The sequence below is a fragment of the Yoonia sp. F2084L genome, assembly GCF_023015625.1.
GTDB lineage: Bacteria > Pseudomonadota > Alphaproteobacteria > Rhodobacterales > Rhodobacteraceae > Yoonia.
In genome coordinates this window covers 47,016-68,218 of the sequence record NZ_JALKAH010000002.1, presented here as the reverse complement: position 1 = coordinate 68,218, position 21,203 = coordinate 47,016, and the positions used below count along the sequence as shown (strand labels likewise).

Here is a 21,203-nt window from a genome sequence, read left to right as displayed (position 1 = left end):
GTTTGATACATATCGTTCACTTAAAACGAATGAATGTCAGATATGAATTACAATCATCTGCGCTATTTCTGGGCTGTGGCCCATGATGGCAACCTCACACGGACCGCTGGCAAACTGAACCTGTCGCAATCCGCGCTTTCGGTTCAAATCCGCAAGCTTGAGGATCGCTTGGGTCATGCGCTTTTCGAACGGCGCGGGCGGCAGTTGCACCTGACAGAGGCCGGGCGGATCACGCTGGATTATGCCGATACGATTTTTGATGCGGGCAAAGACCTGCTGGGCACGCTCAGCCAGCAAGGGCGACCACGGCAGGTGCTGCGGGTGGGTGCGTTGGCCACGTTGTCGCGTAACTTTCAAATCGAGTTTCTACGGCCACTCTTGGGCCTGCCAGACGTAGAACTCGTCCTGCGCTCGGGCACGCTGGTGGAGCTGCTGCAAAGCCTGGAGACGCTGAGCCTTGATGTGGTCCTGACCAATCGCGCCCCGGCCCACGATGCGATGTCGAATTTCATCTCGCAACCCATCTCGGACCAGCCCGTCAGTCTTATTGGCACGCCCACGCGCCTTGCCGGTGATCTGCCTCTGCCAAAGCTGCTGGGCAACAATCCGATGATCGTTCCAACCGAAGACAGCCCGGTGCGCGCTGGTTTCGACCGCCTTTGCGCCCGCCACGACATCAGCCCGACAATCGCGGCAGAGGTGGACGATATGGCGATGATGCGCCTGCTAGCGCGCGAAGATATTGGGCTGGCGGTGCTGCCGCCGATTGCCGTGCAAAACGAGCTACAATCCGGGATGCTGATCGAGGCACATCATCAAATGGGGCTGACCGAAAGCTTCCATGCTGTCACCGTTGCGCGCAAATTCCCGAATCCGTTGCTAGGTAAGTTACTGAGTAGCGATCACTAGACATCGCAGGGCAAACCAAGGCCCACCTGCTGCACCACATCCGCCACTTGCCGCAATTGACCGGCCAGTGGGTTCGTCTTGCGCCAGATCATTCCGACGGTACGTTTCGGCTGCGGTTCTGCAAACCGCCCGATACTGACCGGGGCAGAGCGTGTCTCGACCCTCACCGCCATTTCTGGGATCAGGGTGACCCCAATGCCCGCACCCACCATCTGCACCAGCGTTGAAAGTGAACTGCCGTCTAACCCTTCGCGCGGCATCGTCGTTTGCAGATTGCAAAACGACAGCGCCTGATCGCGAAAGCAATGCCCCTCTTCCAGCATCAAAAGACGCATCTGACGCAATGCATCGGGGCTTGGCACCGGATGATGACCGTCGTCCTTGGGTCGCACCAGCATCAGGTTTTCATCAAACAGCGGCACTTCTTCGAACCCCGGTTCGGCCACGGGCAAAGCCACGATCGCCGTATCAATGCGCCCATCACCAAGTTCTTCGATCAGTTTGGGCGTTACCGTTTCGCGGATGTGCACATCAAGCTCAGCATGCACGCGGGCAAGATGCCCAATGAGACCGGGCAAAAGATAGGGCGCAATGGTGGGGATCACGCCGATGCGCAACCGCCCAACCAAACCCGTTTGCGCCGCGCGGGCCATGTCACCCAACTCATCAACAGCGCGCAAGATCTCGCGCACGCGCAGCGCCCAGTCTTCGCCAAAAGCAGTCAGACTGACATGGCGCGGACCCCGTTCAAAAAGGGGTGTGCCAAGGCTTTGCTCCAACTCCTTGATCTGCACAGACAAGGCCGGTTGCGAGATTGCACAGGCATCCGCCGCCCGACCAAAATGCCCGTGGCGGGCCAAGGCCTCGAAATAGCGCAGCTGTTTCAGTGTTAGGTTCTTCATAATGTGAAGTTATGATGACAATCAAAAAATGCAACTTAAACCAATGGTGGTGACGTGCTAGAATGATTCTAAGCGCGATCTTGAACCAATCACGTAGCGCACGCAACGCAACCAACATCGGAGAAAACAAATGGACGGTAACGACGCCGGAAAATGCCCAGTCATGCACGGGGCCTCGATCAATACGACCCATAGCGTGCGCGGGAACAAGGATTGGTGGCCTAACCAGCTGAACCTGAAAATCCTGCACCAGAACGCGCCAGCCTCTGATCCGATGGGTCTGGATTTCGACTATGCAGAAGAGTTCAAGAAGCTCGACCTCAAGGCGCTGAAGAAAGACCTGCACGCCCTGATGACTGATAGCCAGGACTGGTGGCCTGCGGATTACGGGCACTACGGCCCGTTCTTTATCCGCCTCGCCTGGCACGCAGCCGGGACATACCGCACCGCGGACGGTCGCGGCGGTGCAGGCTCCGGTCAACAGCGTTTTGCCCCGCTCAACAGCTGGCCCGACAACGGCAACCTTGATAAAGGCCGCCGCCTGCTGTGGCCGATCAAGCAGAAATACGGCAACCAGATTTCATGGGCCGACCTTTTCGTGCTTTGCGGCAACTGCGCGATGGAATCCATGGGGCTGGAAATGTTCGGCTTTGGCGGCGGTCGCGCCGATGTGTGGGAACCCGAAGAAGACGTGTACTGGGGCCGCGAAGATGAATGGCTGGCCACATCCGATAAACCAAACAGCCGTTATTCTGGCGAGCGTGAGTTGGAAAACCCACTCGCCGCCGTGCAAATGGGCCTGATCTACGTCAACCCAGAGGGGCCAAACGGCAACCCTGATCCCCTCGCCTCAGCCCATGACGTGCGCGAGACTTTTGCGCGGATGGCGATGAACGACGAAGAAACCGTCGCACTGGTTGCTGGTGGTCACACCTTTGGTAAGGCACATGGTGCGGGCGATCCCAACCTGATGGGGCCAGAGCCGGAAGGCGCGCCAATGGAACAGATGGGCCTTGGCTGGAAAAACGGCTTCGAAAGCGGCAAAGGCGTTCACACCACGACCAGCGGCATCGAAGGCGCATGGACCCCGACACCAACGAAATGGGACATGAGCTATTTCGAAACACTCTTGGGCAACGAATGGGAACTGGGCAAAAGCCCGGCAGGCGCGCATCAGTGGCACCCCAAAGGCGGTGCGATGGGCGATGCCGTGCCAGACGCACATGACGCATCACGCAAACATGCGCCGATGATGACCACAGCGGACATGGCAATGAAGCTGGACCCGGCCTATGCAAAAATCTCGCAACGGTTCCTTGAAAACCCGGATGAGTTCGCAGACGCCTATGCCCGCGCATGGTTCAAGCTGACACACCGCGATATGGGTCCAAAGGTTCTGTATTTGGGTGACGAAGTGCCTGACGAAGACCTGATCTGGCAGGATCCGATCCCAGCTGTGGATCACGACCTGATCGACGATGCAGACATCGCCGCACTCAAGGCAAAAATCTTGGCTTCTGGTCTGTCCATTTCCGAAATGGTCTCAACCGCCTGGGCCTCGGCATCCACTTTCCGTGGGTCGGACAAGCGTGGCGGTGCAAATGGTGCACGCATCCGTTTGGCTCCGCAGAAGGATTGGGAGGTCAACCAGCCCGCGCAACTGGCCTCGGTGCTGGACACGCTGACCGGCGTGCAAACGTCCTTCAACGACGCGCAATCGGGCGGCAAGAAGGTATCGCTTGCCGATGTGATCGTGCTGGCAGGCTGTGCCGGGGTTGAACAAGCGGCCAAAAACGGCGGTCACGACATCACCGTGCCGTTCACACCGGGTCGTATGGACGCCAGCGCCGAGCAAACAGATGCAGAAAGCTTTGAACCGCTTGAGCCGCAAGCCGATGGTTTCCGCAACTTCCTTCAGGCCGACTTCAACGTGCCTGCTGAAAAGCTGCTGGTCGACCGTGCGCAACTACTGACACTTTCTGCACCGGAAATGACGGTTCTGGTTGGCGGTCTACGGATGTTGGGTGCCAATGCAGGCGGGTCCAGGCACGGCGTCTTCACCGACAAGACAGACACGCTGAGCAACGACTTCTTCACAACCCTCGTCGATATGGGGATCGAGTGGAAGAACGCAGGCGATGACACCTATGAAGGCCGTGACCGCACGACGGGCGACGTCAAGTATACCGGCACACGCGTCGATCTGGTCTTCGGCTCCAACTCGCAACTGCGGGCTCTGGCTGAGGTCTATGCGCAGAATGACGCCAAAGCGAAGTTCGCGAACGACTTTGTTGCGGCGTGGACAAAGGTCATGAACCTTGATCGCTTCGATGTGAAGTAAATGGTTGTGGCGCAGCCCTCCATAGGGCTGCGCCACAACGACTTATGACAATTAGCTTCAAATTCTCAGCCAAACAGTTCCGTCAGATTCGTGTTTACTGCGAGCGACCCTTTTGGCCGCTTTGAGCCCATAGCGGACACATTGATTTTGTGCTGCGTGCGCTCCCAACATGAATATTGCTGCAGGGTCACAAATTTCCGATGCCGCCGTGCCGCAAAAAACCGGTCGTTCATGCGAACCGTGCGCAAAACGAAACGTTGAACAATCGGGCACAGCTATTGGCGGTGACGGCTTTAGCAAAATCAACCCATAGCAAACAGCTCACTGGCATGTTTCATCGGCTTGGACCAGTTGAGCTTTGTGCTCCCCCATATATTTCCCGCAACCCCATTGTTTGACAGGATGGCGAACGCCGCATTCCGTTCAGGATTGACATAGAGGGCGCATGACGATCCGGCCGTTCCGCCATTGTGAAACAGAAACCCTGGCTCTCGGTTGTCCGGCGTCACCAACAGCCAGCCAGAACATTGCGCTGTCGGAGCCATGGCCCCTTTCGGGCCAAGACCATATAGCGGAAGCGTTGACCTGTGGATCGCTCGGTCAAGGGCCGTTTTGGGGGTGTTCGCTGCACGGATAACGACACTGGCAAAACGAGCGAGATCCTGCGCCGTGGACCGCAGGCAACCGGCCGCAGCCAAGGCTTGAAATGTCCAAGGCGGGATGGATTTGCCCCTGGTTGTCTTTGGATTGGCGAAGCGGTTGTGCTGACCGCTGTCGAGATGATCAGTTGTGTCCTTGAGTGCCATCGGGCCGGTCACCTTCTCTACGAGAAGTTCAACGAAAGGCTTCCCTTCCAAGATGGCCATTGCTTCGCCCAATAGGCCCACACCAAGGTTCGAGTAGACATGCCGATCTGTGGACGGGCGCGGCCTGCCGCGGCGATTTCGGAACCACGCGAGCAGGTCCTCACGCGAAAACGCTGCATAGGGGCCATCCGGCTGTTGCCTTAGCAGTGCTTTCCATAGGGGCATGAAATAGTTCGGCAGTCCGCTTGTGTGCGAAATCAGGCGTTCAGGGGTAATCCACTCGGGCACGTCTTTCAAAGTGTCAGACATATCGCGCACCAGCGCTTGTGGGTCGATCCTACCCTCTTCGACCAGCAGACAGAGCAGGATTGCCGTGAAGACCTTGGTGATGGAGCCAATCTCGAAAAACCAATCCTCACACGGGGCATCAGAGACCTCTGACCCGGAGTGGAGGTATGTCACCTTCTCGTTGAGCAACTGAAAGGCGACAACAGCGTGGTGCGGGCTCTCATAGGGTCGCATCATGGATTGGAGACGTCTGTGTCTGTTGTTCTTATCTGGCATCACTGACGACCAGAAAAAAAGCAATCGGGACCGCCGCCGCGCCAGTCATCCACTTGAGCATGCGTTTCATCTTGATGCCCCGTGTTTTGCAACGAGGTTCAGCAATTGCAGCATGAAAGCGATGGGCCGCCGCGGTGCGTCGGTCTGGTTGAACGACCCGATCAGGTAAATGTCCGGTTCCGGTGCATAAAAGGCGAAAGATCCACTTGCCCCGGAGTGCCCGATCAACTCAGGCGTGGCGCGAAACAGCGTCATCCAACGGGGCAGTTTGACCCGCATAAGCCCGTACCCATATTGAAGCGGAAAAAAGAGCCGGTTCCACTGACGCATTTGGACAGCGTTTTCTGGCTTGAACAGTTGACCATCCATAAAGGCGCGCAGAAAAGTCAGCATTTCATCCATGGTAGAAATGATGCCGCCATCCGACGTCATGCTTGCGAGGATTTGAGGGACGTCCAGTCTTTTGTCTTTGTGATATACCGGAAGACCCATGTCGTTTCCCTGTAACACGCCGGTTTGCGTCAGTCCTAGTGGTTCACAAATGCGGCTTTGCAGCGCCTGATCATAGGTTTGACCGGTTGCGGTTTCGATGACCGCTCCAAGCAGTTGGTAATTGGTGTCCGAGTAATGCGACTTGCCGCTTTCAGGTGCCGCCTGCGGTGGCAGCGCCTTTGTCATACGCAAGACATCGTATAGGTCATAACTGCGGTCCCTGCCGCTTTTCAGGTCAATGGCAAGGTCACTTTCATAGTAGTCCGCAAGGCCTGATGTCTGATGAAGCAGATGTCGAATAGTCAGCGTTGGCCCGTAATCCACCCCCTTCACGACTTGCAGGCCAGATAGATCTACATCGGCCAGGATGCTTTGAACGGTCTGATCAAGATTGATCCGTCTTTCATAAACAAGCTGCATGATCAGCGTCGCGGTAAACATCTTGGTGATGCTCGCGACTGGAAACCGTGTGTCGGGGGTCGCAACCCCCGCAATGCCTTTGAAATCCACGCGACCATCGCCGGAAGAGACCCGCAAGATCACTCCGTGGGTGTTTGCCTTTGCGCATTCCACGTCGATCAGGGCTTGGATCTTTTGCGAAAGTGTCATCGGCAAACTCCTCGAACCTCTTGAAGATCAGGCGCTCGCCTGCATTGCCACAGCATCGCGCTTGAAGAGAAGCGCCAAGCCCACCGCGATAAACCACGCAATCGCACCAAGGCCGAAAACTGCGCCCGCGACTTCACCCAAGGGCGGCAGGATCGTCAGAAACCCGCCCAAGCCGGTGAGCAGCCCAAGCCCAACGATGATCTTTCCAAACGACTGGTAAATCAGGCCCGCAATGCTGACGCAGAGGATCCAGACCCCACCGGCAATTTCATTTCCGCCACCCAGTCCAAGTTCGACAGCGTGCAGCGCTTCCCAAGTCTGAACCGCTGTTTCAAAGTTGTTCGGCGCTAGCACTGCCATCTGTTCTGTTGTGACGTTGCCGATCATACCCGCGCCCAACACAAGCGTTGTCCAGATCAGACCAAAGGCCAGCGTGATGGTGCTCCAATCCGGTGACTTGGTTTTCAAACGGCTTGCCAGTGCGACAACCAGCACCGCGAGCGCCAGTGAGTTCAAAACATAGATCACTGTGTTCCACGTGATCATGAGCGCTTGGTTTTCAACGGTGAATTGAACCACACCTGCTGCATCAATGCGGTTAGTGCCAAAGCCGGATTCAGCGAAAACTGTTACAAGCAGAACAAAGCCAAAAATGTAGGTGGCGGCGCAGACCAACGCGGCAATCCCGCCAATACGTTGCATAGTCATAATTCTTTCCTTTCAGTTGAAATGGGGTGGATGCTTGCCGACTTTAGATCGGCAATGCTGTTTTCAAAATAATCTTTCAGGCACCGCGTGCCGTGGCAGGCACCGACCATGTTGAGGGCCAATGCGCTGAGAAAAAACCGGGCGGGCCCGCTGATGCGGCTGGGCGTGACAAACGGCAAAACGCGCAGGGCAATTCGCCGAATAATGTCCGGCAGCAGAGTAATCCGCGAGGGTTTCCCAATGCTGGCAAACGCGAGTTCCGCCAGCTCCCGTTGGGTAAAAATATCAGGTCCGCCGACATTTTGCCAATCGAGCTGCGCCTCGACAGCTTCTGCGATGGCGGTTGCCAAGTCAGCACCGTGGATCGGGTTGATCCGTTTGTTGCCATTGCCGAACAACCAAACCCGTCCAGATTGCGCCATTTTCAGGAAATCGGCCATGTCGGAAAAGTACCCTGTGGGTGCAATGACCGTCGCAGCGACCGCAGAGCGCTGCAGTTCCACGACGAATGCAGATTTGGCTGCGACCATCGGTACCTGCGCCATATCGCTGGCGCGCAATACGTGGATATATCCGAACTGGCCCACACCCGCCCGCTCCGCCTCGCGCAGCAGGTTGAGGTTGGCCTGATAATCAACATCCCAATAGCCCAGCCCATCCGTCTGCCGTGTGATGCCAAGACAGGACACAACCAGATCGGCCCCCGCCATGACACCTCTCAGAGTCTCGGGATCCGTGGCTTGGGCTTCAATCAGCTGGTCGGCTGCGATCGGCGCTGCTTGTGACGTCTTGCGAACAAGAGCGATCACATACCAACCACGTTGCTGATATTCGGCACAAAGATGGCGACCAAGGTAGCCGGTCGCTCCAGCGATGAAGACACGTCTCATATCAACAAGCTTTCTTGTGAAGATAGGCGCTAGGGTCTGCCAGGGAAAATGCAGATGCCCAGATGGCTGGTAGGTCGCTCGTACAGCCTGCATTCCGGCAAGCCCATGTCCCGGGACAAGTGATCCGAAAGATCGCTATGCTTGAGAGGTGCCGAAGCTGCGTTACCAGTGAGTATGGCATGGAGCGCGTGAAACCGTCTGGCGCGTAAGCGGAGGACGTTTGTCATGGGGGCGCCCTCAACCAACGACCCGGTGGCCGCGACCACGCAGGCATTCGACAACGATGGCTTCGCGCCGCTCGCCTACATCTACGGCGCTCGAAATGCCGCCGGCTAGTGCGCCTGCGACAGCGCCACCCAGCGCGTCGCCACTGTCAGCTTCACCGAGTGCGGCACCTACGCCAGCACCCAAGACAGCTGCGGCCATGGTGTCCTGATCGAACTGTTTCTGATTGCGGGCAAGCGCCTGACAGCTCGTCAAGTCGGCCTGATAAGCTGCGGTCGGCGTACCATCCAAGATGGGCTGGTAATCTGCGCCGCTGTCAGCACATGCTGTCACAAGGGCCAATGCGGCTGTGGTAAGGGTAATCTGCGTTTTCATTGTCTGACCTTTCTCGTCTTATTGTCGAGAAAGCAGATAGCCAGCCTAGCACTGTAACGGCATGACCGCAGGCATCAATGAATTGACACTTCGTAACAGAGTGTCATCAGGCGGCCTGATTAAGGTAGGCAGTTGGGCTAAGCCCGGTCCAACGCTTGAAGGCGCGCACAAAAGATGAGGCTTCGGAAAACCCCAAGAGATATGCGGTTTCATTCACGGTGACCTTTTGTCCACCCAGATACTCCATCGCCATGCGTTGGCGCAGATCATCGTGGATCTCAGCGAATGTGACACCCTCGTCCTTCAGGCGCCGATATAGTGTTTGTCGGCTCATCGCGATGTCATGTGCAATCTTGTCCATCGAGATCGACCCTTCATGTATCTTGGGCAAAATCTGGGCTTCAATCTGCGCTCGTATCGAGGTATCCGCCGGCAACTTTGCGAGCATCTCATCAGCATGGCGGGTAAAGATGCCGAACGCATATTCATTCCCGGGTTCAAACTCTGTGTCGGGACTGTCCCAGACCGGATCAATTTGAAGCGCATTGCGGGTCGCATTAAACTGTACGGGCACGCGGAACAGTTCAGGATACTCATCCACATGCGGCGGCGGCGGATAAGTGACCTGCATCCCAATCTCAAACGTCGCATCCGAAGATGATCGACGGAATTCGCTGATGAATCGCGCAAACGACACCTCGGACCAGAAAGACATGTCAGGAGGCAACACGAGATGATCAACGATCCAAAGACCGTCCGCATTGTGTTGCAATCCGAACCGGTCGACGCCTGGAGGCAGTTCCACATCGCCCATCAGGTGCAAATAGCGGTTGAGCTGCTCAAGAGAGTGGCGCAGTGACGCCGAAGTATGCACGATCTGACCCACGACCGACATTGTCTCTAACCGCGTTTCCAATGTGTGTCGCAGCAGCAAGGCGGTGTCGCCAGTTTGCCTGATCGCAGCACCAATCATCGCCTGATAGGCCGCTATTGGAATGCGGTTATCCTGATCAGACAGATCATCCTCTGTCAGACCGCTGTCTGCCAGCAACGCGTGTCGCTTTGCGCCTCGGTCGCAGGCATAGTCGGCAAATGAAGCTGCGAACCCTGCTGCCATGGTTTGTTCGGTCATGACTATTGCCCCTATCCGGTGGTCTGTTGACAGAATACGTCCTGACCCAGTTCTTTAGCAACAGAGACGGATGCATGCGACGTCGTACTGCGGAGCTGATCTGTACAAGCTCAGCCGTTCTGGTGGCGAATTTGGCGACACGAGCGATCAGGCTTACTGAGTGGCGTTGGGCCCTAAGTGCCGCCGCTCTCTGCCAACCATTGCAAAATTGTCCGGGTCGTTTCTTGCGGCTTTTCCTGCTGAATCCAATGCCCGCAATCAAGGCTGACCACATCCACGTTTTGCACGAAATCCGCCAGATTTTCCGATTTCGGGATCATGTCCTGTTCGCCGTAGATCATAAGCGCAGGCTGGTGGATGATCGGGTCCACGTCCGCGAGTATCTGCCAATTGCGGTCCATGTTTCGATACCAGTTGATACTGCTGGTGAAACCAGCGTTCTCGAAGGCTTCAACGTAAACCGCAAGTTCTTCGTCGTTGAGGATAGGCTCACCCAAGGGTGCTTCGGCCTGCGCTAGGTTGATCATCGTCATGCCGGGCTCAGGCGGAGATAGCGGGACGTTTTTGCGGTACAAATTGCTTAGAAACCGAGAGGTGTTCTGGTCAAGCACTGCATCAGCAACGCCCGGTTGCCGGTTGAAGTGGACAAAGTAGTTATCGGCACCAAAGAACTCTTCCATGAACGCGATCCAAGGCTTTGACGTGCGTGCCTGATAGGGCAATGCGAGATTTATGATCTTGGACACCCGATCTGGATGCAACTGTGCGAGGCTCCACACGACATTCGCGCCCCAATCGTGGCCGACAAAGACAGCTTCTTCATATGCGAAATGATCAAGCAGCGCCGCAAGATCACCAGTCAGCTGTGTTATATCGTAGTCCGTGACCTGATCAGGACGTGATGATTTGCCATAACCCCGCTGGTTCGGGGCGATGACATGGAAGCCTGCTGCGGCGAGCGCAGGCATTTGGTGTCGCCATGAATAGGCGTGCTCTGGCCAACCATGGCAAAGGACAATCGGGTTGTCCGCATTTTCCTGCCCGGCTTCAAACACTTCAAGTTCGACACCGTTTACTGGGATGACTGTGGGAGTTGGAAAGTTGGTGATCTTAGACATTTTCAGTTTCCTCCTTAATTGTGTCCTGATCGCCTAAGACAAAAACAATCCAAAATCTGATACCTTTTGTGATAAGCTCCCACTATGAAGACACGCAGCCGGCAAGACGCCATTGTGCGCAACCTCCGCCGCAACGGCACCTCAACGATCGAGACGCTTGCATCAACAGTCGGGGCCTCACGCAGCACGATTATCCGCGACATTGCGGCATTGCGCGACGAAGGGTTCGTCATTCAAACCGAACCGGGGCGCGGCGGCGGGCTCAGCCTAGATGCGTCTTCCATCCAAACGACCGCGCGCCTGTCTGTGGCAGAGGTGTTCGCATTGATCATTGGTGTGTCAGCCATGCGTGCGGCGGGAAACCTCCCGTTCTCAAGCCTTGCTGACGCCGGGCTTTCCAAAATTGAGAAAGCCCTTCCAACTGGCAAAATCCGCGATTTACGCCGCTTGCTGGATTGCCTTTATGTCGGGCCTCTCGCGCCGCAAGTCGACACATCCAATCTCGGAGAGATGGCACCTGATTTGCTGCCCGCATTTGAGACAGCATTTCTCAAAGGGTTCTTCTTGCAGTTTCATTATCGCGACGCCAAAGGGGCGGAGACTGAGCGGCATGTCGAACCGCAAGCTTTGCTGATTCTGCCGCCTCTGTGGTATCTGGTCGCTTGGGATCCGGTGCGTGAAGATTTTCGCCATTTCCGCATGGACCGGATTCAGGAACCTGTTTGTGTTGAAGAACACTCATTTCGCCGGCGCATCGTTCCCTTTGATGATGGTGTTCGGCCCATTCGTATCGTGTAGCGCCATTCTAAGCTGCGTGACGAACCCGGACGATCCAATAGATGGGCATCATTTGACCAAGCCACCACTTTAAGGACCCAGGGGTGAGCGCAAGTTTTGAGGGCAGTTTTGTTTTCTAGTCTCGGCATAATGCCCCAGTGAATTCTTCGATCTACGGATGACGAATTCAGCCACGACCAAGTTTGGCACCCAGCAAAGCCAAGCAACAACCGGATAAGCAACGTCTATTGAAATGCCTGCCAAAAGTTGAACGGGCAATAATACCCTCAGCGTCACGCCTGCAAACGTCAAAGCGATTGAGCGGATCATCCATGCTTGATGAAGCGCAATCTGACCGCGCATGACGACTTGCAGCGCACGCAACGTCGCGAGCAGCCAAACCACCCCCAGCAACACAAATCCTGACTGGGCGATCAGGCCGCCCCTGGCGGTGAAGCCAATGATGACGCCGCTCATCCCTGCCAAAAAAACCGCGGTGCAATATACTTTGCCCATCAACCGATGACTGCGAATTGAGCGCGCACGAAATCTTCTGGATAATTGAAACGGTGCAATGGCCAAGGCAATCGGCGCAGTGATGATGTGCAGATAGAATGCGTCTCTAGATGTCAAAAGTTGGTGGGTTGCGCCCGCAAACGCCTCATCCATCCCAAGCACAACAAATCGATAGGACACAAGGGCGACGACAATAGACAAGAACCAGAACATGGCTTGTGGAATTTTCATTAAATAAAACATGCGCCTATCCGTTCTTCGCAGAATTCATCGACCCATAGGGTGATGGCCGGCGTCCGGGTTGGCGCATCCAAACGAAACCAATGCAAAGTGTCAGTAGTACAGCAAAAGTTGTCAGGGCGGATTTGACGATTGTCGCGGCGGAAACGGCATATACCAGAAGCTCTGATACGTCTGGCCAGCTCCAAATCATCGCGATGATCCCAAGGTTCTCGGCGTAGTCGAACAGCGCACTGCCGACCGAAAGGAAAACGCCGACGCGAACCAGTCTGCTGTTGGGTATTCGTTGACCAAACCAGCAAATCGTGGCGAGCAAAGTCAAAGCAAGCAGGGCTGGATAGGCGGTATCGAGTGGTATTTGGCGGGTTAGGTAATAGCTACGTCCTTCGGCACCCAAGCCTTCCAAAAGTGCTGTGGCTTCTTGTGGGCTGTAACCCACCGGACGCATGTCAAATGGCACATGCCCAGATATCGACTCGAGATGTGAGAGCGTGACGGCTATCATCAGATAGTAAACCGTCGCAGCGGCCACTCCAAAGCCAACAGCTGCCAACCCTAAATGTCTTGCCCAAATTCTATCAATCATTTTTCAAACTCCTTTGTTTGTGCGATAGATGCGTGCAAACAAAGCCCCCCGCATTATCATTTGATAAGGCCTGCAGACATGGATTTACGAACGTTTCTGATGCAATCGCCCGACTTGTCACAGGACGGCGGCGTCGAAAAATTTGCTTCTGAATGGTCCACGTCGCGGGTGGCGGCAAAGGCGCACATCGTGCGTCAAGAAGACCCTCATGTAGATGAAATATTTGTTTTGGACGGCCACCTCATAAGTACCATTTGCGATCCCGAGGGCAAAGAGGTCTGTGTGGGTTTCTACACCGGGCCCTGTGTTGTGACACCCAACATTGCGCGCACGCGCGCGGGACGGTCGCTCGTTTCGATTGTCGCGACGACCAGCGCAACAATTGCCCGGATCGACAGCGATCAACTGACGCAGCTCATGATTTCGTCTGAACCCATTCGCAACTGGGCCAATGGCGCACTGCGCGAGGCGTTGAACCAGAAAGCGGATCGAGAGTGGTGTCTTGCAGCACTCGGTGGCGCTGATCGGCTAAAGTGGTTTCGCGAGACCTATCCGGGCTATGAAGACATCTTTAGCCACGCACTTATCGCGTCGTTTTTGGGGATCACGCCTGTGACACTTAGCCGTCTCCGGCATCACTAGCGCTTTAGCTCTTCGGTAAGGAAATCATAGACCCGCCGGATCCGCCGGCTGGTTGTCAGTTCGCGGTGCGCGACCAGCCAGATCGGAAAAGACAACGGCTCCAGATCAGGCAAGACCCGCACAACGGCAGGTTCGGCGTCTCCAATGACGGCATCCAGAATACCGATGGCGGCCCCCTGCTTTACCAACTCCCACATCACCAAATAGCTTTCGGTCAATAATGGGAAGTTGGCCTCCGTCAGGCCCAGCCCAAGGCTATTGAGGCCCTTCAGCATCATCCCATTGCGATCCATGTTCACGAAGTCAGCGTGGCGCAAATCGTAGGGCTTGGTCGGGTGGCCCAGTTTTTCAACATAGCTAGGTGCCGCATATAAAACCGCATCTGCAGTTCCGATCTTCTTGGCGATCAGGTCAGGCTCTGTTGGGTGGAAATGGCGGATTGCAATGTCCGCCTCGCGGCGCAGCAAATCACTCGCGTGGTTTGAAACGACGATCTCAACATGAATACCCGGTTCCTCAAGGCGCAGCCTAGCAACGATCGGGGCGAGCAGGACGGTGGCATAGAGTTCACTCGCGGATATGCTGATCGACCCCTCCAGCGCTTGGCTTTGACCAAGGGCGGTCAGCGAGACGCGGCCCGCTGCCTCCCCCATGCCGCGCACATGGTCTAACAGCTCCATGCCACTTGGCGTGAGCGTCAGGCCACGGCCCACGCGTTCAAACAAGACCACGCCAAGCTCTTGTTCCAAGCCATCAACCTGACGCCCAAGCGTCGGCTGCGCCATGCCCAAAGCACGGGCGGCGGCAGATAACGACCCTTCCTCTGCCGTCACCAAAAAGGCGCGTGCCTTGTTCCAGTCAAATTTCACAGCGCGCCAATCCATACGCATATGCATATCAAAAATGGAATTTTGGTCAATTCGCATGGGTGGGTTTGAAGCGTAGACCCTTCGCAACATCAACTGGAAACAAGAAAGGAAAGAGGATGACGACTGGTCCACATACAAACTGGGATCCGGGCGCCGCGCGCACCGCTGGCGCGCTCTATCTCGCAATCGCCGTCTGCGGCGGCTTCAGCATCGGCTATGTCCCAATGCAGATCGTTGCCGCAGATGCCGCTACTTCAAGCGCCAACTTGCTGGCCAATCAGGGGCTGTTCAAGCTTGGCATCGTCGCCGACAGCTTGGTGATCCTGTTTGAATTGGCGATCACCGCGATCCTTTATCAGATGTTCCAGAATGTAGGTCCAAAGATGTCGATGGTCGCGCTGATATCTCGTGCGGGCATGATAACCGTGATGGGGATTAACATCCTGCTTTGGGTGATGCCCTACATCTTACTGACCCGTGACACCGGCTGGGACACAGCGCAACTCCATGCCCTTGTTCAAATGTTCTTTGATGCACATTCGACGGGCGTCTTTGTCTGGCAGCTGTTCTTTGGGATGCATCTGTCGGCGCTTGGCTGGCTGATCCTGAAATCTGGAATCGTCCCGCGTTTGTTGGGTCGGGGCCTGTTCATCGGCGCATTTGGCTATCTGCTGCAAGGTATCGTTGAACTGACATTCACGGATGTCGCAGCACTCGACTACACCTACATCGCGCTGCTGGTCATTGTGACAGTTTCCGAAATCAGCTTCGGCCTTTGGCTGCTGATCCGCGGTGGCCGCATTTCCCCCCAATTCACACCTGCAACCGCATAGAGGAGACGTTCAATGCTTGCTTATTCATACACGCAATACGGTTCATCTGACGTGATCGAACAGGTCACACTTCCCCAGCCAACGCCCAAACCAAATGAGGTCTTGATCCGCATTTACGCTACCACCGTCAGCGCAGGCGACTGGCGGGCCCGCAGCCTGACCATGCCAAAGGGCCTTGGCCTGATGGGGCGGCTGGTGTTCGGTATCACCGGCCCGCGCAAGCCGATCCTTGGCACTGAATTTTCCGGTGTGATCGAAGCGATCGGCTCAGAGGTCACCAGCTATCAAACCGGTGACGCCGTGATTGGATTTCCCGGCGCTGCATTTGGCGCACATGCAGAGTTCATCACGATGCCTGAGGATGGAAAGTTGACCCCAAAGCCGGACAACATCAGCTTTGAACACGCGGCAGCGATCCCATTCGGTGCAACAACGGCCTACGACTTTTTGGTCAATAAGGCCAAACTGCAACAGGGTGAGACGGTTCTGATCAACGGGGCGTCTGGATCTGTCGGATCGGCCTGTGTCCAAATCGCCAAACATCTCGGTGCGCATGTCACAGGAGTCTGTAGCGGTGGAAACGCAGAGATGGTTCGTGGTTTGGGTGCAAATCACGTGCTTGACTATCGCAAGCAAGACGTTGTTGAGACAGGCGTCCAATATGACATGGTCGTTGACACCGTCGGAACGCTGCCTTGGGCGCAAGCCAAGCACGCGATCCGAGACGGAGGAAAAATGGTCCTGATCGCGGGTATCACATCGGACATGTTTGTTGGCGGCCTCAAGGCGCGTCTTGCGGGCAAAAAAATGGTGGGTGGCGTCGCGTCTGAGCACCGGGATATTATGGAGGCAGTCGTAAAACTCGCCGCGCAAGGTGTTCTTCAGCCCGTCATAGACCGAAGCTACGCGTTTGAAGATATGAAAGCCGCTCATGTTCATGTCGATACGGGGCGTAAGAAGGGCAATGTGGTTGTAAGCTTCAGCGAGCAACAAGCGGTTTCGAATATCGCCTAGATATATTTGATCCGAGTTGGCGGTGTGCATTTGCAGTCCGCCAACTTCGAGACAAATACGTGTCGGCCGTTGCACTATCGCAAACCGATTAGCTATCGCGGTGACAGCGCTGGCATTTCTGCATCGAATGGCCGCTTTAATGACATACGCGGAGTCGAGACGATAGAGATGCCGCACCTGCAAAGGCATGCTGCGTTAGCAATAGCTGCATCAGCACAAGTCCGCTTTGTCCCGCATAGCCGTCACCGCACCGTAACGCACGACGTTGCAAGCCAGCCACCCTACTCTGCCGGCACGGCACCACCAGCGCCCGACGGCTCAAACCGTTTCGCGCGCCGCTCGCTCAGCATCAGCATTGCCGGTGTCACCAACAACGTCAGCACCGTTGCAAAAACTAAACCACCTGCAATTGCGCTGGACAGCTCTGTCCACCATTGGGTAGAGGGCGCGCCATAGACGATTTCGCGGGTGAAGAAGTTGATGTTCAAACCGATCACCATCGGCATCAGGCCAAGCGCGGTCGTCACCGACGTCAGCACCACAGGACGCAAGCGCTGCGCACCGGTACGCAACGCCGCCTCAAGCGATGAAAACCCTTGCGCTTTCAACTGATTGAAGGTGTCGATCAGAACAATGTTATTGTTCACCACGATCCCGGCCAAGGCGATCACACCGATCCCGCCCATGACCACACCAAAGGGGCGCCCAGTGACCATCAAACCGATCAAGACCCCCGCGATAGAGAACACAATTGCGGACATCACGATAAAGGCCTGCCAAAAGCTGTTGAACTGCGTCAGCAGGATCACGAACATCAGACCAATCGCCGAAAAGAAAGCGCCGATCAGGAATGTCATCGACTCTTCCTGATCTTCGGCCTCGCCGCCAAACTCAACATGCACGCTTGCTGGCAGATCAAGCGTGGTGATCGCGTTTTGCAGCGCGACGGTCTGATCATTGGCCAAGACGCCCGATGCGACATCAGCCGAGATCGTGACCACACGCTCTTGGTCGATACGGGTGATCACACCACTGCGGGGGGCGGGATTGAAGGACACGAAGTTCGAAATCGGCACAAGGCCCGCACTCGTTGGAACGCGCAATGCTTCAAGTTCGGCAAGCGTGCGATCCCCGGCCGGGAAGCGCACAACGATATCAACCTCGCCATCGCTGTCCTCGGGCCGGTAATCTGCCACGGTGATCCCGCGGGTCAACAATTGCACGGCCTGCCCCAGCAAAGCGACATTGGCCCCACTGCGCGCGGCCTCGGACCGATCAACAGAGATTTGCCATTCGACGCCGGGGCTGGGCCTTGTGTCGACCACATCAATGAAACCGCCCATCCGGTCCATTTCAGCGATGATCTTATCAACCGCAGCCTCTTGGTCAGCGGGATTGTTGCCGACGACTTCTAAATTGATGGGCTTGCCACCACCGGGTCCGCCTGAATCCGTCTGCACCTGCACATCAATACCGGGTATCTCGGCCATCTCGGCCCGAATATCTTCGGCGATCAGGGCAACGGGGCGCCGCGTATCCCATTCTGCCAATTCCAGTTGAATGGCTCCAATCCGGTCGCCACCATCATTGCCGCCGCCGGACCGGGCATAGACGCTGGCGATCTCGTCATAAGCAGCCAACCGCGCTTCGACCTGCCGGACCAACCTGTCTTGTTCATAGACCGAAAAGTTATCCTTTGCGCGCACTTCAACCTGCGCATACTCCGGTTCAACATCGGGGAAAAACGTCAATCCGTTGCCAAAGCTGCCATAGGCCACGAAGGACGCAATCAGCGCCATCATCGCAAAGCTCAGCGTGGTCCACGGACGCAGGATCGACCATTGCAGCACGCGGACATAGCCGCCCATGAAACCGGTCATTGTGCGTGGGTCACCGTGCTCAGCAGCATAAAGCTGGGCTTTGGATTTGGCCGATTGCGCCTGCCGCTTGCCAATCAGGCCGCCCATGACAGGGATAAACACCAGCGCCATAAACAGCGATGCGGCAAGCGTGAAGATTACCGTGATCGGCAAGAACTTCATGAATTCACCCACGACCCCCGACCAGAAAAGCAGCGGGAAGAACACGCAAAGCGTCGTCGCCGTGGAAGCAATAATTGGCCAAGCCATGCGTTTGGCCGCACGGGCATAGGCCTCTTTCGGGGACTGGCCTTCGTGCAGATACCGATCCGCCAGTTCGACCGTCACAATCGCACCGTCCACCAGCATCCCAACCACAAGGATCAAGGAAAACAGCACCACGATATTCATCGTGAAGCCCATGAAATAGAGGCCCGCAACGCCGGTCAGAAACGCCCCCGGAATAGCCAAACCCACCAGCAGCGACGACCGTAGGCCCAGCGCATAGACCACGACAATCATCACCAGAATGATCGCGGCGATGACATTGGCCTCTAAGTCAGAAAGCATCGTCTTGACGGTTTCGCTTTCATCCAGCGTATAGCGAACCTGCACGTTTTCGGGCCATTCGTCTTGGGTCGCCTCAATCACCTGCCGGACTTCGGCCACGGTTTCGATGATATTGGCACCCACGCGTTTCTTGATTTCAAGCGCCAGCGCAGGCTGCCCGTCAATGCGGGCAAACCCGGTCGGGTCCTCAAATGTGCGGCGGATGGTGGCCACATCGGCGAAGGTCACAACCGTCTGCCCGCGCACCAGAATGGGAAGTTCCATAACATCAGCTAGGTTTTCGATCAGGCCCGGCACCTTAAGCACCAAACGCCCAGCCTCACTTTCAATCGCACCTGCCGCGATCAACTGATTGTTGTTCGTAATTGAACTGATCAATTCATCAAACGTAATGTTGTAAGTCTCAAACACGGTCGGGTCGATCAGCACTTCCATCAACTCGGTGCGCTTACCGCCGACATCAACCTCAAGCACACCGCTAAGGGCCTCGATGTCGTCTTGCAGGTTCTCTGCAAGGTTGTTCAGCGTCCGCTCTGGCACAGGCCCGGACAGAATGACGGTCAGGATGGGGAAAAGGGCTGTGTTGATTTCAGTCACGACGACCGTGGCATCCGACGGCAGATCGTTCTCAACCTTGTCCGCACCTTCGCGGACCTTATCCAACGCTTCATCCGCGTCAAAGCCCGGTTCGAAATCAAGCTGCACACTGCCGCGCCCTTCGCTGGCCGTGGCGGTCATGGATTTCAGCCCGGTGAGCGACGCAAACTCCGTCTCCATCGGGCCAAGCAGGACATCCTCGGAATCTTCCGGTGAAATCCCATCGACGGAAGCCGAGACATACACCACTGGGATCGGGATCTCCGGGTTGCTCTCTTTCGGGATCGAAATGTAGGACAGCGTCCCGACCGCCAGCAGAAAGACCAGCAATAGCTGCACAACCTTGCTGCGGTTGAAGGCGGCGTCGATCAGCCAGTTCATTGTGAGATATCCGCTGTCTGATCAGCACCCATCGGTCGCGGATCAACCACATCACCCGCATTCACAAAGCCTTGGCCAACAGTGATGATGTCGGCATCGTCCGGCAAACCCGTGATCCAGACACCATCGGTTTGGGCACGCACGATGGAAACCGGAATGAATGAAACCGTGTTATCCGCTTCCACCGTTTTGATCCCAAGTTCACCGCTCACGTCCAGCGACAGTATAGCCGGCGAAATAAAGTGGCCGCGTGCCTTTCCGGTCGGCAGTGCGATACGCGCGCTTAGCCCGGCAGGCATCACACTGTCGGGATTGTCGACCGTGACCTCAACCCGGAAGGTGCGTGTCTGCTGATCGGCGTTTGCTCCGATAAAGCTGACAACACCCGTGCGCTCTTCGCCGGTGATAAACTGCACCTCAGCCATTTGACCGTTCTGGATGCGGGACAATGCCTGTTGGGGGACCTGTATTACAACGGTGATCGGATCATTATCAAGCACTTCGGCCACGATATCACCTGCATCAACATACTCACCCTCATCAAGGGTCAGGTCGTTCAAGCGCCCGGCAAATGGCGCTCTGATAATGGTGTTTTCCAGCTGCTCTTGCGCGGCGGTTGTTGCAGCATCTGCGGCTGCGTTTGCAGCACGCGCCATACTGACCCGGTCATCGGTAGCAACACCCCGTTCCTGCAAAGCAATCGCGTTATTAAGGTCACGTGTGGTCTGTTCCAACTGCGTTTCAGCCTGCAAAAGCTGGGCTTCAAACGTTCCGGCATCCAAACGCCCAAGCTCTTGCCCGGCTGTCACCAGATCGCCGCGCGCGACTGAGACAGAGGAAACCTGCCCTCCAGCCTCGGCCTTGATCATTGTAGCGCGATCAGGTTCCGACTGGCCTTCTGCGCTGAGCACAAGCTGCACATCTGCGGCTTGCGATGGCATAACAGCCACAACAACGGCCCTTGGCGCAGGCTCTTGAGCCACGTCATCCTCGGCTGCCTGCGAAGGCAGGATATACCCGCTGCCCATCCAGCCAAACAGGATCAGCGCCAGCACACCAGCAATCCATTTTGAGCGCCCAGCGCCGTTATCATCATCAAATTTCAATTTTCCAGCCAAGTCGGGCTGATTATTAGGTGACATGAAGCAATCCTTCGGCGTCAAAATACCAACCCCAACACATCGGGCAGGCGCAAATCATTTGGCCCTAAATAGGGACGAAGTGTCACAGTTACCAGACGCAGCCACC

Annotated in this window: 19 protein-coding genes; 6 read left to right on the top strand and 13 right to left on the bottom strand. The window is 56.1% G+C overall.

Going from position 1 to position 21,203, the window contains the following annotated elements; all coding sequences use genetic code 11:
- Positions 1 to 33: 33 nt before the first annotated feature.
- Positions 34 to 909, top strand: a complete 876-nt coding sequence (locus MWU60_RS05840; protein ID WP_247226264.1) for a LysR family transcriptional regulator — start codon at positions 34 to 36, stop codon at positions 907 to 909.
- On the opposite strand, the gene MWU60_RS05835 is transcribed toward MWU60_RS05840, so the two are convergent.
- Positions 906 to 1,811, bottom strand: a complete 906-nt coding sequence (locus MWU60_RS05835) for a hydrogen peroxide-inducible genes activator (RefSeq protein WP_247226263.1) — start codon at positions 1,809 to 1,811, stop codon at positions 906 to 908. The genes MWU60_RS05840 and MWU60_RS05835 overlap by 4 nt on opposite strands.
- A gap of 130 nt (positions 1,812 to 1,941) precedes the next feature.
- Between MWU60_RS05835 and katG the strand changes: the two genes are divergently transcribed.
- Positions 1,942 to 4,152 carry a catalase/peroxidase HPI gene (katG, locus tag MWU60_RS05830; protein WP_247226262.1) on the top strand — a complete coding sequence of 737 codons (2,211 nt, stop codon included), beginning with the start codon at positions 1,942 to 1,944 and terminating at the stop codon, positions 4,150 to 4,152.
- 302 nt (positions 4,153 to 4,454) lie between these two features.
- Here the strand turns inward: katG and MWU60_RS05825 are convergent, their stop codons facing one another.
- The 7 genes from MWU60_RS05825 to MWU60_RS05795 all read right to left on the bottom strand — a co-directional run bounded on the left by MWU60_RS05825 (position 4,455) and on the right by MWU60_RS05795 (position 11,071).
- A complete protein-coding gene (locus MWU60_RS05825; protein ID WP_247226261.1) occupies positions 4,455 to 5,480 on the bottom strand; it encodes a serine hydrolase domain-containing protein in 1,026 nt (341 codons plus the stop codon).
- A 108-nt stretch (positions 5,481 to 5,588) separates the two neighbouring features.
- Positions 5,589 to 6,623 carry a serine hydrolase domain-containing protein gene (locus MWU60_RS05820; RefSeq protein WP_247226260.1) on the bottom strand — a complete coding sequence of 345 codons (1,035 nt, stop codon included), beginning with the start codon at positions 6,621 to 6,623 and terminating at the stop codon, positions 5,589 to 5,591.
- A 27-nt stretch (positions 6,624 to 6,650) separates the two neighbouring features.
- On the bottom strand, positions 6,651 to 7,331 hold the full coding sequence (locus MWU60_RS05815) for a hypothetical protein (RefSeq protein WP_247226259.1): 681 nt from the start codon (positions 7,329 to 7,331) through the stop codon (positions 6,651 to 6,653).
- The gene (locus MWU60_RS05810) at positions 7,328 to 8,221 is read right to left on the bottom strand and encodes an SDR family oxidoreductase (protein ID WP_247226258.1); all 894 of its coding nucleotides are present in this window, start codon (positions 8,219 to 8,221) and stop codon (positions 7,328 to 7,330) included. The genes MWU60_RS05815 and MWU60_RS05810 overlap by 4 nt, the downstream gene beginning before the upstream one ends.
- A gap of 237 nt (positions 8,222 to 8,458) precedes the next feature.
- Entirely contained in the window at positions 8,459 to 8,821 is a 363-nt protein-coding gene (locus MWU60_RS05805) for a glycine zipper family protein (protein WP_247226257.1), read from the bottom strand.
- 106 nt (positions 8,822 to 8,927) lie between these two features.
- Complete coding sequence (locus tag MWU60_RS05800; RefSeq protein WP_247226256.1) at positions 8,928 to 9,953, bottom strand: AraC family transcriptional regulator; 1,026 nt, start codon at positions 9,951 to 9,953, stop codon at positions 8,928 to 8,930.
- Between the two features lie 173 nt (positions 9,954 to 10,126).
- Positions 10,127 to 11,071, bottom strand: a complete 945-nt coding sequence (locus MWU60_RS05795; RefSeq protein WP_247226255.1) for an alpha/beta hydrolase — start codon at positions 11,069 to 11,071, stop codon at positions 10,127 to 10,129.
- Between the two features lie 84 nt (positions 11,072 to 11,155).
- On the opposite strand from MWU60_RS05795, the gene MWU60_RS05790 reads away from it, so the two are divergent.
- The gene (locus tag MWU60_RS05790) at positions 11,156 to 11,869 is read left to right on the top strand and encodes a WYL domain-containing protein (RefSeq protein WP_247226254.1); all 714 of its coding nucleotides are present in this window, start codon (positions 11,156 to 11,158) and stop codon (positions 11,867 to 11,869) included.
- A 69-nt stretch (positions 11,870 to 11,938) separates the two neighbouring features.
- On the opposite strand, the gene MWU60_RS05785 is transcribed toward MWU60_RS05790, so the two are convergent.
- Complete coding sequence (locus MWU60_RS05785; RefSeq protein ID WP_247226253.1) at positions 11,939 to 12,607, bottom strand: DUF2306 domain-containing protein; 669 nt, start codon at positions 12,605 to 12,607, stop codon at positions 11,939 to 11,941.
- Between the two features lie 4 nt (positions 12,608 to 12,611).
- Complete coding sequence (locus tag MWU60_RS05780) at positions 12,612 to 13,190, bottom strand: hypothetical protein (RefSeq protein WP_247226252.1); 579 nt, start codon at positions 13,188 to 13,190, stop codon at positions 12,612 to 12,614.
- Between the two features lie 78 nt (positions 13,191 to 13,268).
- Here MWU60_RS05780 and MWU60_RS05775 point away from each other — a divergent pair, with 78 nt between their 5' ends.
- The gene (locus MWU60_RS05775; protein ID WP_247226251.1) at positions 13,269 to 13,832 is read left to right on the top strand and encodes a Crp/Fnr family transcriptional regulator; all 564 of its coding nucleotides are present in this window, start codon (positions 13,269 to 13,271) and stop codon (positions 13,830 to 13,832) included.
- Here MWU60_RS05775 and MWU60_RS05770 read toward each other — a convergent pair.
- Positions 13,829 to 14,728 (bottom strand): LysR family transcriptional regulator, encoded by a 900-nt coding sequence (locus MWU60_RS05770; RefSeq protein WP_247226858.1) that lies wholly within the window; start codon positions 14,726 to 14,728, stop codon positions 13,829 to 13,831. The genes MWU60_RS05775 and MWU60_RS05770 overlap by 4 nt on opposite strands.
- 89 nt (positions 14,729 to 14,817) lie before the next feature.
- On the opposite strand from MWU60_RS05770, the gene MWU60_RS05765 reads away from it, so the two are divergent.
- Positions 14,818 to 15,534 (top strand): DUF4386 domain-containing protein, encoded by a 717-nt coding sequence (locus MWU60_RS05765; protein ID WP_247226250.1) that lies wholly within the window; start codon positions 14,818 to 14,820, stop codon positions 15,532 to 15,534.
- Positions 15,535 to 15,546: 12 nt separating this feature from the next.
- A complete protein-coding gene (locus MWU60_RS05760) occupies positions 15,547 to 16,548 on the top strand; it encodes an NAD(P)-dependent alcohol dehydrogenase (protein WP_247226249.1) in 1,002 nt (333 codons plus the stop codon).
- 281 nt (positions 16,549 to 16,829) lie between these two features.
- Here MWU60_RS05760 and MWU60_RS05755 read toward each other — a convergent pair whose 3' ends face one another.
- Together MWU60_RS05755 and MWU60_RS05750 are read right to left on the bottom strand one after the other, a co-directional pair.
- Entirely contained in the window at positions 16,830 to 19,955 is a 3,126-nt protein-coding gene (locus MWU60_RS05755; RefSeq protein WP_247226248.1) for an efflux RND transporter permease subunit, read from the bottom strand.
- Positions 19,952 to 21,097 (bottom strand): efflux RND transporter periplasmic adaptor subunit, encoded by a 1,146-nt coding sequence (locus MWU60_RS05750; RefSeq protein WP_247226247.1) that lies wholly within the window; start codon positions 21,095 to 21,097, stop codon positions 19,952 to 19,954. Before MWU60_RS05750 ends, MWU60_RS05755 begins: the two co-directional genes overlap by 4 nt.
- Between the last annotated feature and the right edge of the window lie 106 nt (positions 21,098 to 21,203).

Excerpts from the sequence above, each read along its gene's own strand:
- MWU60_RS05755 (WP_247226248.1), bottom strand. The coding sequence starts at position 19,955 with ATGAACTGGCTGATCGACGCCGCCTTCAACCGCAGCAAGGTTGTGCAG.
- MWU60_RS05765 (WP_247226250.1), top strand. The coding sequence starts at position 14,818 with ATGACGACTGGTCCACATACAAACTGGGATCCGGGCGCCGCGCGCACC.
- MWU60_RS05810 (WP_247226258.1), bottom strand. The coding sequence starts at position 8,221 with ATGAGACGTGTCTTCATCGCTGGAGCGACCGGCTACCTTGGTCGCCAT.
- MWU60_RS05805 (WP_247226257.1), bottom strand. The coding sequence starts at position 8,821 with ATGAAAACGCAGATTACCCTTACCACAGCCGCATTGGCCCTTGTGACA.
- MWU60_RS05750 (WP_247226247.1), bottom strand. The coding sequence starts at position 21,097 with ATGTCACCTAATAATCAGCCCGACTTGGCTGGAAAATTGAAATTTGAT.
- katG (WP_247226262.1), top strand. The coding sequence starts at position 1,942 with ATGGACGGTAACGACGCCGGAAAATGCCCAGTCATGCACGGGGCCTCG.
- MWU60_RS05820 (WP_247226260.1), bottom strand. The coding sequence starts at position 6,623 with ATGACACTTTCGCAAAAGATCCAAGCCCTGATCGACGTGGAATGCGCA.
- MWU60_RS05835 (WP_247226263.1), bottom strand. The coding sequence starts at position 1,811 with ATGAAGAACCTAACACTGAAACAGCTGCGCTATTTCGAGGCCTTGGCC.
- MWU60_RS05840 (WP_247226264.1), top strand. The coding sequence starts at position 34 with ATGTCAGATATGAATTACAATCATCTGCGCTATTTCTGGGCTGTGGCC.
- MWU60_RS05825 (WP_247226261.1), bottom strand. The coding sequence starts at position 5,480 with ATGCGACCCTATGAGAGCCCGCACCACGCTGTTGTCGCCTTTCAGTTG.
- MWU60_RS05770 (WP_247226858.1), bottom strand. The coding sequence starts at position 14,728 with ATGCATATGCGTATGGATTGGCGCGCTGTGAAATTTGACTGGAACAAG.
- MWU60_RS05760 (WP_247226249.1), top strand. The coding sequence starts at position 15,547 with ATGCTTGCTTATTCATACACGCAATACGGTTCATCTGACGTGATCGAA.
- MWU60_RS05790 (WP_247226254.1), top strand. The coding sequence starts at position 11,156 with ATGAAGACACGCAGCCGGCAAGACGCCATTGTGCGCAACCTCCGCCGC.
- MWU60_RS05800 (WP_247226256.1), bottom strand. The coding sequence starts at position 9,953 with ATGACCGAACAAACCATGGCAGCAGGGTTCGCAGCTTCATTTGCCGAC.
- MWU60_RS05815 (WP_247226259.1), bottom strand. The coding sequence starts at position 7,331 with ATGACTATGCAACGTATTGGCGGGATTGCCGCGTTGGTCTGCGCCGCC.
- MWU60_RS05785 (WP_247226253.1), bottom strand. The coding sequence starts at position 12,607 with ATGTTTTATTTAATGAAAATTCCACAAGCCATGTTCTGGTTCTTGTCT.
- MWU60_RS05775 (WP_247226251.1), top strand. The coding sequence starts at position 13,269 with ATGGATTTACGAACGTTTCTGATGCAATCGCCCGACTTGTCACAGGAC.
- MWU60_RS05795 (WP_247226255.1), bottom strand. The coding sequence starts at position 11,071 with ATGTCTAAGATCACCAACTTTCCAACTCCCACAGTCATCCCAGTAAAC.
- MWU60_RS05780 (WP_247226252.1), bottom strand. The coding sequence starts at position 13,190 with ATGATTGATAGAATTTGGGCAAGACATTTAGGGTTGGCAGCTGTTGGC.